16 protein-coding genes are annotated in these 14882 nt (G+C 60.7%); 6 read left to right on the forward strand and 10 right to left on the reverse strand.

The genetic code is table 11. The features are described from left to right. Window positions 1-10: 10 nt before the first annotated feature. Window positions 11-724 carry a ribonuclease PH gene (gene rph / locus IG616_RS08175; protein ID WP_192147666.1) on the reverse strand — a complete coding sequence of 238 codons (714 nt, stop codon included), beginning with the start codon at window positions 722-724 and terminating at the stop codon, window positions 11-13. Between the two features lie 202 nt (window positions 725-926). Here rph and hrcA point away from each other — a divergent pair, with 202 nt between their 5' ends. Further along, on the forward strand, window positions 927-1976 hold the full coding sequence (hrcA, locus tag IG616_RS08180) for a heat-inducible transcriptional repressor HrcA (protein WP_192147667.1): 1050 nt from the start codon (window positions 927-929) through the stop codon (window positions 1974-1976). 91 nt (window positions 1977-2067) lie between these two features. Then, a complete protein-coding gene (locus IG616_RS08185; protein WP_192147668.1) occupies window positions 2068-2877 on the forward strand; it encodes a HesA/MoeB/ThiF family protein in 810 nt (269 codons plus the stop codon). A 229-nt stretch (window positions 2878-3106) separates the two neighbouring features. Here the strand turns inward: IG616_RS08185 and secB are convergent, their stop codons facing one another. Then, window positions 3107-3580: a protein-export chaperone SecB gene (gene secB, locus IG616_RS08190; RefSeq protein ID WP_192147669.1), complete on the reverse strand. Its 474-nt coding sequence runs from the start codon at window positions 3578-3580 to the stop codon at window positions 3107-3109. 180 nt (window positions 3581-3760) lie between these two features. On the opposite strand from secB, the gene IG616_RS08195 reads away from it, so the two are divergent. From IG616_RS08195 to IG616_RS08210, 4 genes are all read left to right on the forward strand, one after another. Then, window positions 3761-5098 carry an ActS/PrrB/RegB family redox-sensitive histidine kinase gene (locus IG616_RS08195; protein ID WP_192147670.1) on the forward strand — a complete coding sequence of 446 codons (1338 nt, stop codon included), beginning with the start codon at window positions 3761-3763 and terminating at the stop codon, window positions 5096-5098. An 82-nt stretch (window positions 5099-5180) separates the two neighbouring features. Further along, a complete protein-coding gene (locus tag IG616_RS08200) occupies window positions 5181-5738 on the forward strand; it encodes an ActR/PrrA/RegA family redox response regulator transcription factor (protein WP_192147671.1) in 558 nt (185 codons plus the stop codon). 172 nt (window positions 5739-5910) lie between these two features. After that, window positions 5911-7740, forward strand: a complete 1830-nt coding sequence (locus IG616_RS08205) for a VHL beta domain-containing protein (protein WP_192147672.1) — start codon at window positions 5911-5913, stop codon at window positions 7738-7740. 297 nt (window positions 7741-8037) lie between these two features. Next, on the forward strand, window positions 8038-9726 hold the full coding sequence (locus tag IG616_RS08210; RefSeq protein ID WP_192147673.1) for a methyl-accepting chemotaxis protein: 1689 nt from the start codon (window positions 8038-8040) through the stop codon (window positions 9724-9726). 66 nt (window positions 9727-9792) lie between these two features. Here IG616_RS08210 and coaA read toward each other — a convergent pair whose 3' ends face one another. Genes coaA through hisB form a run of 8 tightly spaced genes read right to left on the reverse strand, consistent with a single transcriptional unit; the run spans window position 9793 to window position 14824 of the window. After that, complete coding sequence (gene coaA, locus IG616_RS08215; RefSeq protein ID WP_192147674.1) at window positions 9793-10770, reverse strand: type I pantothenate kinase; 978 nt, start codon at window positions 10768-10770, stop codon at window positions 9793-9795. 35 nt (window positions 10771-10805) lie between these two features. After that, a complete protein-coding gene (locus tag IG616_RS08220; RefSeq protein WP_192147675.1) occupies window positions 10806-11129 on the reverse strand; it encodes a phosphoribosyl-ATP diphosphatase in 324 nt (107 codons plus the stop codon). A gap of 42 nt (window positions 11130-11171) precedes the next feature. Continuing rightward, a complete protein-coding gene (hisF, locus tag IG616_RS08225; protein ID WP_192147676.1) occupies window positions 11172-11948 on the reverse strand; it encodes an imidazole glycerol phosphate synthase subunit HisF in 777 nt (258 codons plus the stop codon). A 1-nt stretch (window position 11949) separates the two neighbouring features. Further along, a complete protein-coding gene (gene hisA, locus IG616_RS08230) occupies window positions 11950-12693 on the reverse strand; it encodes a 1-(5-phosphoribosyl)-5-[(5-phosphoribosylamino)methylideneamino]imidazole-4-carboxamide isomerase (RefSeq protein WP_192147677.1) in 744 nt (247 codons plus the stop codon). 59 nt (window positions 12694-12752) lie between these two features. Beyond that, window positions 12753-13040 (reverse strand): DUF1330 domain-containing protein, encoded by a 288-nt coding sequence (locus tag IG616_RS08235; RefSeq protein WP_073014513.1) that lies wholly within the window; start codon window positions 13038-13040, stop codon window positions 12753-12755. A 17-nt stretch (window positions 13041-13057) separates the two neighbouring features. Next, complete coding sequence (hisH, locus tag IG616_RS08240) at window positions 13058-13711, reverse strand: imidazole glycerol phosphate synthase subunit HisH (protein WP_192147678.1); 654 nt, start codon at window positions 13709-13711, stop codon at window positions 13058-13060. Continuing rightward, on the reverse strand, window positions 13708-14217 hold the full coding sequence (locus IG616_RS08245) for a DUF2628 domain-containing protein (protein WP_209007373.1): 510 nt from the start codon (window positions 14215-14217) through the stop codon (window positions 13708-13710). Before IG616_RS08245 ends, hisH begins: the two co-directional genes overlap by 4 nt. Window positions 14218-14230: 13 nt before the next feature. After that, window positions 14231-14824 carry an imidazoleglycerol-phosphate dehydratase HisB gene (gene hisB, locus IG616_RS08250; RefSeq protein ID WP_192147679.1) on the reverse strand — a complete coding sequence of 198 codons (594 nt, stop codon included), beginning with the start codon at window positions 14822-14824 and terminating at the stop codon, window positions 14231-14233. Window positions 14825-14882: the final 58 nt, after the last annotated feature.

Raw genomic sequence — 14882 nt, forward strand, 5'->3', positions numbered from 1 at the left:
TGCAGGCTCCTTAGAGAATGGCCATTTTCTGCAGATCGACCAGGCGATTGATCCCGCTCTTTGCAAGGCCAAGCAGCTTGCCGAACTCCTCTTCAGAGAACGGTGCACCTTCCGCCGTGCCCTGGATCTCGACAATGCCGCCAGCCCCGGTCAGAACGAAATTCGCGTCGGTTTCCGCGGTGCTATCCTCGGCATAATCGAGGTCAAGCACCGGCGCGCCATTGTAAATCCCGCAGGAAATCGCCGCGATGTGATCCTTCAGAACTTGCTTCTTGATCATGTCACGGGACTTCATCCACTCAAGGCAGTCATGCAGGGCAACCCATGCGCCGGTGATCGAGGCCGTGCGGGTGCCGCCATCGGCCTGAATGACGTCGCAGTCAATGGTGATCTGGTTTTCGCCCAGCGCTTCCAGATCCACCACGGCGCGCAGGGAGCGGCCGATGAGGCGCTGGATTTCCTGGGTGCGGCCCGACTGCTTGCCTGCGCTGGCCTCACGGCGCATACGGTCACCCGTTGCGCGCGGCAGCATGCCGTATTCCGCGGTGACCCAGCCGCGCTGCTGGCCCCGGAGCCACGGCGGAACCCGCTCTTCCAGGCTGGCTGTGCACAGAACGTGCGTGTCCCCGAATTTGACAAGGCAGGAGCCTTCGGCATGTTTGGAGACTGCCCGTTCAAGAGTAACGGGGCGAAGTTCGTCGGCGGCGCGTTTGGACGGGCGCATGCTGGCTCCCTTTTGGCTTGCGGCCCGGCTCAGAGCGGATCCCTGGCAGGCCTGTTATTCCCCGTGAGCCGGGGTGTCATGCGGCCTTGTAGACCTTGCCGACAGAAGACGCAAAGCCCAGCTTGCACTGGAGACCGATTTTGCGCCTATATCATGATAAATTCATGTGTTGCCTGTGAGCAGCAGAGAAAAGGAAGCACTCTTGAGCCTGAGTGATCTCGACAAGCGGTCCCGCGATATTTTCCGGTCCATCGTCGAAACCTACCTGGAAACAGGCGAACCTGTGGGGTCGCGCAATGTGTCACGCGCTCTCGGCATGTCGCTGTCTCCGGCCTCGGTACGCAATGTCATGTCCGATCTGGAGCACATGGGCCTTCTGCATTCGCCGCACACCAGTGCGGGGCGGCTGCCGACAGAAATCGGACTGCGTTTCTTCATCGACGCGCTGCTGGAGGTTGGCGACCTGAGCCAGGAAGAGCGGCACAACATCGAGGTGCAGGTCCGCGCCGCCCAGCAATCCCGCTCCACCGAACAGGTGCTGACGGAAGCAAGCCAGATGCTCTCCGGGCTGTCGATGGGGGCAGGGGTGGTTCTGACGCACAAGTCCGACATGCGGCTGAAGCACGTGGAATTCGTGCGGATCGAACCCTTGAAGGCCCTGGCCATCCTGGTCGGGGAAGATGGCTCGGTCGAAAACCGCGTCCTGGATCTGCCGCCTGGTCTGCCAACTTCGGCGCTGACCGAGGCCAGCAACTTCCTAAATGCCCATATTCAGGGCCGGACACTGGGCGAGGTCCGCAAGGAGCTGGAACGGCTTCAGAACGAAGGCCAGTCGGAGCTGGACCAGCTCAGCCGGAAGGTGATCGATGCCGGTCTGGCTGTCTGGGGCAACGGCGGCCAGACGGACAGCGGCACCCTGATCGTGCGGGGCCGGTCCAACCTGCTTACAGATCTGGAAGCCGCAGGCGACCTGGAGCGGATCCGTCTGCTGTTCGATGATCTGGAAAGCAAGCGGGATCTAATCCAGCTTCTCGGCCTGGCGGAACGCGGCGACGGCGTGCGGATCTTTATCGGCTCGGAGAACAATCTTTTCTCCTTGTCCGGCTCGTCGCTCGTGGTCTCGCCCTACAGGGACAGCAACCAGCGCATCGTCGGCGTTCTGGGTGTCATCGGCCCAACGCGCCTGAATTATGCCCGGGTCATTCCCATGGTGGATTATACGGCAAAGCTGGTAAGCCGGATTCTGGGATAAGATCCGCTCTCTGCAAGTCACCGGACACAAGATCCGGCAACGCCGGTCAGCTGAGGGCTGGCCCAACACAGTCAACAGGACCTGAGTTCCCATGCAATCGCTGTCGCCCGCCGAACTTGAACGCTATGCCCGCCACATCGTCCTTCAGGAGATCGGCGGCCCTGGGCAGCAGAAGCTGAAAGCGGCAAGGGTTCTGGTGATCGGGGCAGGGGGGCTCGGCGCCCCTGTGCTGCAATATCTCGCCGCCGCCGGGACCGGAACCCTGGGCATCGTGGACAATGATACGGTCAGCCTGTCCAACCTGCAGCGCCAGGTCATTCACGACACGGACCAGCTTGGTGAGCCGAAGGTTGCCAGCGCTGCCGAGGCGATCGCCCGCCTGAACCCCAATGTCACCGTTGAGCCCCATCCCGTGCGCCTTGGGGGCCACAATGTCATGCAGCTTGTGTCCGGCTACGACATCGTGGTGGATGGCACGGACAATTTTGCGACGCGCTATCTGGTCTCAGACGCCTGTTTCTTTGCGAAAAAGCCGCTGGTGACAGCCGCTGTTGGACGCTTCGACGGCTCCATCACGACCTTGCGCCCTTTCGAGGCCAATGCGGACGGGAACCTCAACCCGACCTACCGCTGCCTGTTTCCGGACCGCCCGCGCGACGGCCTTCTTCCCACCTGCGCGGAAGCCGGCGTTTTGGGGGCGCTTACCGGTATTCTCGGCGCCATGCAGGCGATGGAAGTGATCAAGGAGATCACCGGGGCAGGCGAGGGCCTGACCGGCCGCCTGATGCTCTTCGACGCCCGCACCTTCCGCATGGAGACAATCCGCTACAAGCGCTCGCCCAAGAACCCGCTCAACGGCGACAATCCGAAGACCTGGGCCGAGATGCTGGAAGAGATTTGAGAGGCAGAAATGGCTGCGGATGCTTTCCGCTTCAGGCTCAGATGAACAGCCTTGGACTTTCAGCCCACTCCGAGCCGTCCCGGCCTTGAGCCGGGACCACTCCCGCCAGCACGCAAGAGAGATCCCGGATCTTCGCTTCGCTGCGTCCGGGAAAGCCAGGTGCAAAGGGTTGAAAACAAAAAGGCCGCAGAAAAGTCCGCGGCCTTTTGATTGAAACTGGCTCTGAGGCTCAGTTCGGCTTTACCTGCTGCTGCGCCATGTTCTGGCGGTAGAGCTGGGCGAAGTCGATCGGGTCGAGAAGCAGCGGCGGAAAACCGCCATTGCGGGTTGCTTCGGCCAGAATGTTGCGTGCGAACGGGAAAAGCATGCGCGGGCACTCGATCATCACGAACGGATGCATGTGCTCCTGCGGAACGCCGGTGATGCGGAACAGACCGGCATAGACCAGCTCAACGTTGAACATGACGAGGTCCGGACGGGCTGCCTTGGCGTCCAGCTTGATCACGACTTCAAACTGGTTTTCACCGAGCGGCTGTGCCGTGACGTTCACGTTGATGTCCAGCTTCGGTTGCTCACCCTGAGCCAGAGAACGCGGCGAGTTCGGGTTTTCGAACGACAGGTCCTTGATGTACTGACCCAGGATGTTCATGCCCGGAGCGGCGTCTGCCTGCGGCTGAGCGCCGGCGTCATTGGTATCGGTCATCGTGTCTCATTCCGTTTTGCGGTGCGTATTTTAGAAAGCCCCCTCCCCCCAATGGAGGAACGCGCCCGGTTGCCGGCCCGCATGCGCCGTACAATCTTGTCTGCCGCTGGCTACCATTAAGGACGCCCCTGCACAAGGGTAACGCCTTGCAAGCGGCTCAAAACGGTTCCAAAAGAGATCATGATCGACCCGTCAGACTTCGTGAACTCCCCGCTTCGCCACCGGCTCCGGCTGGATACGCTCGTCCGCCTCAGGTGGCTGGCCGTCGGTGGCCAGACCGCCGCGCTTCTGGTGGTGCATATCGGGCTGGACTATCCCATGCCCATCGTTCCGGCCTTTTTCCTGGTTGCCTGTTCGGCCTGGGTGAACATCGTCCTCAAGGTCCGCTCTCCTGCCTCCCGCCGCATCACGGAGCGGGCGGCAACCATTCAGCTGAGCTATGACATCCTGCAGATGAGCGGGCTTCTGTTCCTGACTGGAGGCCTTGGCAATCCCTTTGCCTTTCTGCTGATGGCACCGGTCATGGTGTCGGCAACCGCGTTGTCTGCCCGCAACACCTTCACGCTTGGTGCCCTTGCAACGGCCTGCGCCACGCTCGTCGCCGTGCTGCACCTCCCGCTGCCTTGGCCTGTGGGAACGGAGTTCCGGCTGCCGCCGGTCTATTCAGTCGGTGTCTGGATCGCGCTTGTCTCAACTCTCGGCTTCATGGCGGTCTATGCCTTCCGGGTCTCCGAGGAAGCCCGGCAGCTTGCCGATGCGCTGGCAGCAACCGAACTGGTCCTCGCCAAGGAACAGCATCTGAGTGCCCTGGATGGGCTGGCAACCGCAGCAGCCCATGAACTCGGCACACCGCTGGCCACCATTTTCGTTGCCTCCAAGGAACTGGCGACCGAATTCGAGCCGGATGATCCACGTGCCGAGGATGTGGTTCTGATCCGGGCCCAGGCGGAGCGGTGCCGGGACATCCTGCGCCAGCTCACCAGCCTTTCAAGCGACGAGGACCGCACCTTCCAGCGCATGCCGATCACTCAGCTGATGGAAGAGGTTGCGGACCCCCACCGCGGATTTGGCGTTGAGATCAGCATATCGGCCAGCGGTTCAGGCGCGGAACCGGTCGGCTCCCGGAACGCGGCCATCCGATATGGTCTTGGAAATCTCGTGGAGAATGCGGTCGACTTCGCCCAGTCCAAGGTGGAAATCACTTCGATCTGGGACGACAAGGCAGTCAACATGACCATCCGGGACGATGGTCCGGGCTTTGCCCTCGAAGTTCTCAGCAAGATCGGCGACCCTTATGTTACCGTGCGCGGACCCAAGTCCGGCAACACCGAAGCTGGCGGCCTTGGCCTCGGTTTTTTCATCGCCAAGACCCTGCTCGAGCGCACCGGCGCAAAGCTTTTCATCGAAAACCGTCCGCCACCCGAACATGGCGCGGTCATTCGGGTCAACTGGCCCCGTGCGGCAATAGAGCACGCCAGCAAAGTGGACGGGCAGGAGATTTCACTGCATAAGACCTAAATCTCTTGCCGCTCCGATGGCAGACTTCCAGTCATCCAGGGCGCCACATGCAGCGTAGAAAAAGAAAACCGGATCCCAGACTATGACTGACGTACCGCCGGATCTCGCTTCGAACCAGGACAAAAGCCTGCTGATCGTCGATGACGACAAGGCCTTTCAGCAGCGGCTCGCGCGAGCCATGGAAAAGCGCGGTTTCACAGTCGAAACGGCTGACGGATTGCAGGATGCCGTCGTGAAGATTGATGTTCATGCGCCAGCCTTTGCCGTGGTCGACATGCGCCTGGAAGACGGCAACGGTCTCGACGTGATCGAAGCCATTCACCAGAAACGTCCGGATTCCCGCGCAATCATACTGACCGGCTATGGCAATATCGCCACGGCGGTGACGGCCGTGAAGCTCGGGGCCATCGATTATCTGGCCAAGCCAGCGGACCCGGACGACATCTTGGCGGCGCTTGGGCGGCAGCCGGAAGACCGGCCGGAGCCGCCGGAAAACCCGATGTCCGCCGACCGGGTGCGCTGGGAACACATCCAGCGGGTCTATGAGCTGTGCGAGCGCAACGTGTCGGAAACGGCCCGCCGTCTCAACATGCACCGCCGGACCCTGCAGCGGATTCTGGCAAAACGCGCTCCCCGCTGACGCTCTGAGACGTCAGTCTCGCGCGGCTTGGGCCTTGTCAGGAGGTGGAATGGCTTTCCCGGCCATTTCCGGCGCTTTGCGCCGATCCAAACTTGCCCTCCTGCCCCTGTTTTGACTAAGTATCCAGCCAAGACTGATGCCCTTTTTCCGGCATGCCTCATGGAGTTTGCCAATGACACTGCCGTCTACCGGCCTGTTCCGCCCGATCCTTGCTTCAAGCATCGGTGCACTGCTTCTCTCCGCCATGAGTGGAATTGCCTGGGCGCAGACACCGCCGGAAACCATCCGGATCAATATTGAGCCACCCAAGCCCGGTATCCGGTCCGTGAGCATCAACAAGAAGTACAAGCCGATCATCAGCCGGGACGATGCAGGGGTTATCATCGACACGCTGGGCAGCGCAAACACGCCGCCGGCCTGCGACGCCGAGCTGGAAGTAACGCTTGAGAACAGCCGTGTGCTCTACCGCGCCGCCAATCTTTGCGCGGGCGGGGCGCTTGTGGTGGACGTTGACCAGGACGGAAAGCCGGGCGCTGCCCGCGTGATCCAGGACACCGCAGGGTCTCTGCAAGGCTCCTCCCGCCCGTCCGTGCCAGCGCGGGCTGAAACCAAGACCGAACGCCAGCCGGTCAACCCGCAGCTTTCTGCTGACAATGATCCGGTCTTTGATGCCGGCGCAAACACGCCGGAAGCCGCCAACCAGGATTCGAACCAGTCTCCGGACAGCCAGACCGATGGCGGATTGCCGCCCTTGGAGCGGATGGACACGCCGATCGACGCTCCGGGGATCACTCCGGAAGTGGCCGGCCAGCCGGGCCAAACCGATGTGGATCAGGGCAGCCAATCCGGTTTCATCCTGATGCCGTCCACTGACCGTGTCTGGTCGGTCGAGACCGGCAGCAATCCAGGCGACCGGACCACTCTCGTTCACAGCGTGCCGAACACCAACAACAGCGACTTCGTTGCCGCCTGCGGGACCCAGTCCGGGCAGGCTACGATCGTCTTCAGCCAGGCGTCTCCCACCACCGCGCAAGGGGTGAGCGAGTCCGTGCGCATTTCGGCGGGCGATTTCTCGGCAGTCTACAACGCCGTCGGATCCAGCTCGAACAATGCCTTCGGACAATCCTTCCCCGAAGTGGTTCTGCCTGTCACGGATCCTCTCTGGGAAGCCTTGATCAAGCAATCAGAGCTCACCTTCGAGGTTGGCGGAACTCCGCCCTACGCGGTTTCCCTGAAGGGCAGCGCCAATCCGGTCCGCCTGTTCGTTGCGACCTGCGCTCCGGCGCAGTCCATTGTCGGAGAAAGCGGTTCAGGTCCTCTTGCAGACAGCGATGTTTCCTGTGGCGAACTCGGCCGCATCAGCTCTCTGGAGGCCAGCCAGCCCGGACAGATCGTCTTCCGCAACAACAGCCAGTCCCCGGTTGAGGTCAACTGGATCGACTACAATGGCGGCGAGCGCTCCTATGCCCGGCTTGAGCCTGGCCAGCTTCTCGAACAGCAGACATTCGTCAGCCACGCCTGGTCCCTGCGCGATGGCAACACCGGACAGTGTCTCGGCATCTATGTGAGCCGCACACCCTACCGGGAAGTGACTGTCTCCGGGTCGCAACCCTCATTCCCGCAGAACCAGCCCTCGTTCGGCCAGCAGCCGGGCGGTTTCGGGCAGCCGCAGCAGGATGCCTACCCGGCAGGCCCGATCCCTCCGGGCAATGTTGGTGGCCAGCAGGACAGTTTTGCGCCACAGGGCGGCGGCTTCGGACCTGTCGCAGGCCGGGTGGTGGATTACCAATGCACCGGCGGCGTGGACCTGCGCGTAAGCTTTTCCGCGGATGCCCGTGTGGCGGAAGTCGCGGAGATGGGCAGCGGGATCTATACGCTCGCACGCCAGAACAGTGCCTCGAGCCTGGATTACGCCAGCAACGGCGCCCGCTTGACCGGACAGGTCACGGAGCCTGTCTGGTCACGCCCTGGTGACCGCGACGTCTTCTGCTCCCTGCGCTGAGCCGTAAACATGATGATCTGTATGGCAGACCTGCACCCCTAGGGTGTGCCATACAAATACAAAACGTCTCCAGGTTTGCCGTGACCCCGATAGCAACTGTGACGTCATAGACCATTGAAAGCAGCGCCACAGCAAACCTTACGCAGCGTATTTATGGACTTGTCATATATTTGTTTCGTAGGTTAACATATAGCCTGACACGGGCGCCGTTTTCCTTTCAATTTCAGCTATTTACGAGTTTTACATAGTTAGCCTGTTAAGCACCTTTCACATTACAAATGAAAAGGTGCGTAAGTGATGTCTTTTTCCCGATGGCCACTTGCCTGGAAGATCAGTCTTCCTGTTCTAACGATCCTCATCTTCACCATTGCTCTCGGTATGATCAGTCTTCACGAGTTACGCAGCGCCATGCTGAGTGAGCGCATTGCCAAGATCGAAGAGATATCGAACACGGCCCAGTCTATCGCTGCCTTTTTTCATGAGCGTGAACAGAAAGGAGAAATGACAAGCGAAGAGGCTCAGGAAGCCGCCAAAGCAGCGATTGGTGCGATGCGCTACGAAGGCAACAATTACGTCTACGGCTTTGACGCAGACGGCGTGGCAATCATACATGTGACATCGTCCTTGCTGGGCAAGAATATGAGCACCGTGAAGGATCAGAACGGGACGCTCTTCATTCAAAAGCTGCTCGACTTTGCGAAGAAAGATGGTGGCGGTCTCATGTTTTATTGGCCGCGCCCGAACAACACAGAACCGGCAGAGAAATACGGTTGGGCCGTTGGATTTAAGCCTTGGGGCTGGATGCTGGGAACTGGCGTGTACATCGACGATTTGGAGGATGCCTTCTGGAAACAGGCTTCTCTGGTTATCCTCATTGGTGTGGCAGGAACCCTTATCGGCCTCGGAATTGCCTATATCGCGGTGCGAAGCACCATCCGTCCTTTGAGCATCCTCACACACAACATGAAGCGTCTCGCCCAGGGCGACAGCAACATCACCATCGAAGATGCCAGCCGCGGTGATGAAATCGGTCAGATGGCCGCTGCCATGGAAGTTTTCGTCCAAAACGAAAATAGCCGCCGGGAGCTGGAGGCAAAACAGCAGAACATACAGGACGCAGCTGCCCAGCGCGGACGCAAGATCCAGGATCTCAGTGCGGAGTTCGACCGAACGATCCTCGACATGATGAAAGTGATCGAAGTCTCGGTTTCACATCTTCAGGCAGCGTCCCACGACATGACGGCCGGCGCAGAGCAGACCACTGAGCAAAGTGGTGTCGTTGCCCACGCCTCCTCCCAAGCAGCGCGGAACGTCGAAACAGTCGCTGCTGCTGCAGAGGAACTTTCCGCCTCGGTCAATGAGATTCGCCGTCAGGTACAGTCCTCCAGCGAAATCGCCTCGAAGGCGGCATCCGAAGCAAGCTCTACCAATGAGCGCATGAACGGTCTTTCAGGTGCAGCAGCGCGTATCGGCGAAGTTGTCACCCTTATTCAGGCCATTGCGGAGCAAACCAACCTTCTTGCACTCAACGCAACCATTGAAGCGGCCCGTGCCGGTGAGGCTGGCCGGGGCTTTGCAGTCGTTGCCGCCGAAGTGAAGGAATTGGCCAACCAGACCTCCAAGGCGACCGAAGAAATCTCCAGCCAGATCTCTGCGATTCAGCAGGAAACCCAGTCGGCAGCGAGCGCAATTTCCTCGGTTACGGCGATCATCAATCAAATGAACGAGATAACGCATTCGATCTCCGCCGCCGTAGAGCAGCAAGGTGCTGCAACCCAGGAGATTGCCGCAAACGCAACAGAGGCCTCTCACAGCACCGTTGATGTGACGACAGGCATCGAAACTGTGTCCGCTGCCGCCGAGAGAACCCGCGGCAATGCAGAGACGGTCGGAACCTCAGCAAGAGAACTTGAAGTCAACGCCAAGACCCTTGAACAGCAGGTTGCGTCCTTCCTGGAAGAAGTCCGCAGGCAATCGGCCGCCTGACAGAGGCAAGCCGATATAGAAAGCCCCGCTTGACCGCGGGGCTTTCTTCGTTTTGCCGGAAGCGCGTCAGATCTTGCGCAGAGCGACCTTGGCAATGTGGTGGCTGGCGTCCTTTGTCAGGATCAGATCGGCCCTGGGCCTTGTCGGCAGGATGTTTTCCCGCAGATTGACGAGGTTGATCTCGCTCCAGATCTTGTGGGCTGTTGCCACCGCTTCTTCCTCGGAGATGCGCGAGTATTTATGGAAGTAGGAGCCGGGATCGCGGAAGGCCGTCTCCCGGAGCCGCATGAAGCGCTCCACATACCAGTCCAGCAGCAGGCCTTCTTCCGCGTCGATATAGACCGAGAAGTCGAAGAAATCCGATACGAAGGGCACCGCGCGGCCATCCTTGGGCAATTCGCGGGTCTGAAGCACGTTCAGCCCCTCGACGATCAGGATGTCCGGTTTGTCGACCGTCACCGTGTGACCCGGCATGACGTCATAATCGAAATGGGAATAAACCGGCGCCCGCACATGGCGCTTTCCCGCCTTGATGTCTGACAGGAACTTCAGGAGCGCCGTCCGGTCGAAGCTTTCAGGGAACCCCTTCTTCGACATCAGGCCCTCAGCTTCCAGAACCGCATTCGGGTAGAGGAAGCCATCCGTGGTGATCAGATCGACCTTCGGGTTTGCGGGCCACCGGGCCAGGAGTTCACGCAGAACACGGGAGGTGGTGGACTTTCCGACCGACACAGACCCGGCAACGCCGATAATGAAAGGCGTCTTGCCCTCGCGGGTGCCTAGAAAGTTCTGTGTTGCCTGATGAAGACCGATGGTCGCTTCCGCATAAAAGGACAGCAGCCGGGACAAGGGCAGATAGATCGTCTCGACCTGTTCGATCGACACCGGAGCATTCAGCCCCTGAAGCTGTGCCACTTCCGCGGCGCTCAGCGTCATGGGTGTATCAGCGCGGAGCCGGGCCCATTCACGCTCGGTGAAGACGCGGTAGGGGGAGAGATCCATCTCTCCTACCGTCTTGCCCATTGTATTGATTGTCTGATCCATATCGCGACGCAGTCCCTGCTGGGAGACGATCGGAGCTAGTCCTGAGGTCTTGAGGCCTTTTCCTCAAGGCCGGTCTGGCCAGTCCGTCTTGCCAGTTCGGCCATGACATCCTGAAGGTTTACCCCGGATACATTCAGCACCACCAGCAGGTGATAGAGTAGATCGGCTGCCTCTGCCGTCAGCTCTTCCCGATCCTCCCGGACCGCCGCAATGGCGGCCTCGACTGCTTCTTCTCCCAGCTTCTGGGCGCATTTGGCAACGCCCTTGCCCACGAGCTTGCGCGTATAGGACTTTTCATCATCGCTTGACGCACGCGCGGCGATAATGCGGTCCAAATCGGCAAGTGTAAAATTCGTCATTGGTCTAGCCCTTCCCCGTGGGGGAGATTCCGCCGCAGCGGATCAAGTGTCCATGCGCATGGCAACGCCATTGGCCTGCATATGCGCCTTGGCCTCGTGGATCGTGTATTCGCCGAAATGGAAGATCGACGCAGCCAGAACAGCCGTCGCATGACCGTCCCTGATGCCTTCGACCATGTGATCCAGATTTCCGACGCCGCCAGAGGCAATCACCGGCACCGGCACCGCATCAGCAATCGCGCGGGTCAGGGCGATGTTGTAGCCGGACTTGGTGCCGTCCCGGTCCATGGAGGTCACGAGCAATTCGCCAGCGCCCAGTGCCACAACCTTTTTCGCAAATTCGACCGCATCGATGCCGGTTGCGTTGCGCCCGCCATGGGTAAAGATTTCAAACTTTTCAGGCTCGCCCGGCCCGTTGACCTGCTTGGCATCAATGGAGACCACGATGCACTGGGCCCCGAATTTTTCGGCGGCTTCCCGCACAAAATGCGGATTGGTCACGGCTGCCGTGTTGATCGAGACCTTGTCCGCACCGGCAATCAGCAGCTTGCGGATATCCTCGACCGTGCGCACGCCGCCACCGACCGTGACCGGCATGAAGCAGGCTTCCGCTGTCCGGCGCACCACGTCATAGATCGTGTCGCGGCCTTCATGGCTTGCCGTGATGTCCAGGAAGCAGAGTTCGTCGGCACCAGCGGCATCATAGGCCTTGGCCGCTTCCACCGGGTCACCGGCATCCACGAGATCAACAAAGTTGACGCCCTTGACGACACGGCCGTCCTTGACGTCGAGACAGGGAATGACACGGGCTTTGAGCATCTCAGGCTTCCTTGCGCGCCGCGCGGATGAGGTCCATGGCTTCTTTCGGATCCAGGCGGCCATCATAGAGCGCCCGGCCGGAAATCGCACCTTCCAGAATGGCGCAGTCGGGCTCCAGCAGACGCTTCACGTCCTCTATGGACGCCAGACCACCCGAGGCAATGACCGGGATCGAGACCGCGTGGGCCAATTCGAGCGTGGAGGGGATGTTGAGCCCCTTCAGAACGCCGTCCCGGTCGATGTCCGTGTAGATGATCGCGGAAACGCCTGCGTCCTCGAACTGGCGGGCCAGCGCGACGGCGGTCAGCTCGGAGGTTTCGGCCCAGCCTTCCACCGCCACATAGCCGCCCTTGGCGTCGATGCCCACGGCAACCTTGCCGGGGAAGCGCTTGCAGGCTTCCTTGACGAGCGCCGGATCACGTACGGCAACCGTTCCAAGGATGACGCGGGAAATGCCCTTGGTGAGCCAGGTCTCGATATGCTCCAGCGTGCGGATGCCGCCTCCGAGCTGAACCGGGTTCTTCGTTGCGGCCAGGATGGCATCCACCGCCGCCCCATTCACGCTCTCGCCGGCGAAGGCGCCATTGAGATCGACCACATGCAGCCATTCGAAGCCCTGGTCCTCAAAGGCCTTTGCCTGAGCGCCGGGGTTGTCGTTGAAGACGGTGGCCTGGTCCATGTCGCCCAGCTTCAGGCGCACGCACTGGCCGTCCTTCAGGTCGATGGCGGGGAAGAGAATGGTCATCAATGAAGTCCTTGGCCCGGCAGGAGGTCATGCCGGGCGTCTTTCGGGCGAAGGATCGGTCAGATGCCTTCTACAATAACGATGCTGCCGTCGGCGCAGGTCTGCCGGATCTTTGCGGCAACCTGATATTCCGGCGAATGATAGCAGTCGAGCGCCTGCTGCTTGGACGCGAATTCGATCACGACATGGCGGTTTCCGCCGGTGCCTTCCGCAATCTCGAACTCCCCGCCGCGGGCCAGGAAATGCGCGTCGTACTTTTCGAACGCAACCTTGGCGGCCGCCACATAGTCCGGATAGATCTCCGGGTTCTTTACGGCAACATTGGCGATCCAATAGCCCTTGGCCATGCTGGTCTCCTAACGGTTCAGGGGGTCCATTCCAGGAAGTTGGCAATCAGGCCCAGACCGAGCCGCTGGCTCTTCTCCGGGTGGAACTGGGTGCCGATCATGTTGTCCTTCGCGATCATCGCCGTAAACGTACCGGCGTAATCGAAGGTCGCAAGCCGGTCTTCCGGGCGGGCGGTGGCGAAATGGAAGGAATGGACGAAATAGGCGTGCAGCCCGTCCGGTCCCGTCTCCAGCCCCTTGAACACCGGATGGCTTTCCGGGTGGACGTCGATCGTGTTCCAGCCCATGTGGGGGATCTTGAGCGAGGCATCCGCCGGCTTCATTTCCGTGACATCGCCGTCGATCCAGCCGAGTCCTTCCACGGTCTCAAACTCGAGACCCCGGCTGGCCATCAGCTGCATGCCGACGCAGATGCCGAAGAACGGCGTGCCCTTGATCCGGACAGCCTCTTCCAGGGCTTCCGTCATGCCGTCGACAGCGGCAAGGCCCCTGCGGCAATCGGCAAAGGCGCCCACACCAGGCAGAACGATACGGTCCGCCTTCGCAACCCTGTCCGGATCAGAGGTCACAAAGACATCCGGATTGAGGGCGTGGTCGCGGGCAGCGCGCTCAAAAGCCTTGGCAGCCGAGCGCAGATTGCCCGAGCCATAATCGATGATCGCGATGCTCATCTGCTCGTCTCCTGGCCCAGGGGAAGGCCGACAACTCTTTCGGTTCCAATCCGCGGGATGATGCCCGACAAGCGCACGACCGGCGCCGGCGTTTCCCGCACGACCGCCTTGCCGGCGGCCTTGTTCTGCATGGCGTTGAAGAACCGCAGTTCCGCCTCCGTCTCGTCGCTGCCGCAGGCAAGGCCCAGCACCCGCCATCCGGCCCGTTCCATGGACCAGCGGCGCAGGCTATTGGCCTCAAAGCCGAACAGGATCGACACGGCAAGCCCCGCTACCATCGGCGCCGCGCCGCCGGTCACTGCGGCTGCGGTTTCCAGAACCAGCGTGACAGCCAGATATCCTAGCAGGACCAGCCAGAGCCGGTTCCAAAGGATCCAGATGATGGAAAAAGCGAAGGCAGGCCAGGAAAACCTGTCCGGCACAAGCACCAGACGGTCAGCCTCGTGCGGACTGGCCACAGGATCCTTCAGATCCGGGGGCGCCATGACATAATAAGTGCTGCTCATCTGCCTGCCGTCCTCAGCCGCCCAGCTGGCCCTTGGTGGTGGGAATACGCTCTGCCTGGCGCGGGTCGATCTCGATCGCCTTGCGCAGGGTCCGCGCCACAGCCTTGAAGCAAGTCTCGGCAATATGATGGCAATTGGAGCCATAAAGATTGGCGATATGAAGCGTGATCCCCGCATTCATGGCGAAGGCACGGAAGAACTCTTCAAAGAGCTCCGTATCGAACTCGCCAACCTTGTCGCGGCTGAAATTGACGTCCCAGACCAGGAACGGGCGGCCCGACACATCGAGCGCGCAGCGGGTCAGGGCTTCATCCATCGCCAGATGGGTGTCGGCATAGCGGTTGATGCCCGCCATGTTGCCCAGCGCCTGGCGGATCGCCTGGCCAAGGGCAATGCCGGTGTCTTCGGCGGTATGATGGAAATCGATATGGGTGTCGCCTTCAGCGCGGATGGTCATGTCGATCAGCGAATGGCGGGCGAGCTGCTCAAGCATATGGTCGAAAAAACCGACCCCGGTCGCCACGTTATAGGCGCCCGAACCATCAAGGTTGATCTCTACGGAAATGCGGGTTTCCTTGGTGTTGCGCGAGATCGTCGCTGTGCGCATCGGTGATCCTTCCCATTGGCCGGCTCCTGGACGGGAGAGTTTACCGGCTGACCGGCGC

This window comes from Roseibium litorale, assembly GCF_014842915.1.
Lineage (GTDB): Bacteria > Pseudomonadota > Alphaproteobacteria > Rhizobiales > Stappiaceae > Roseibium > Roseibium litorale.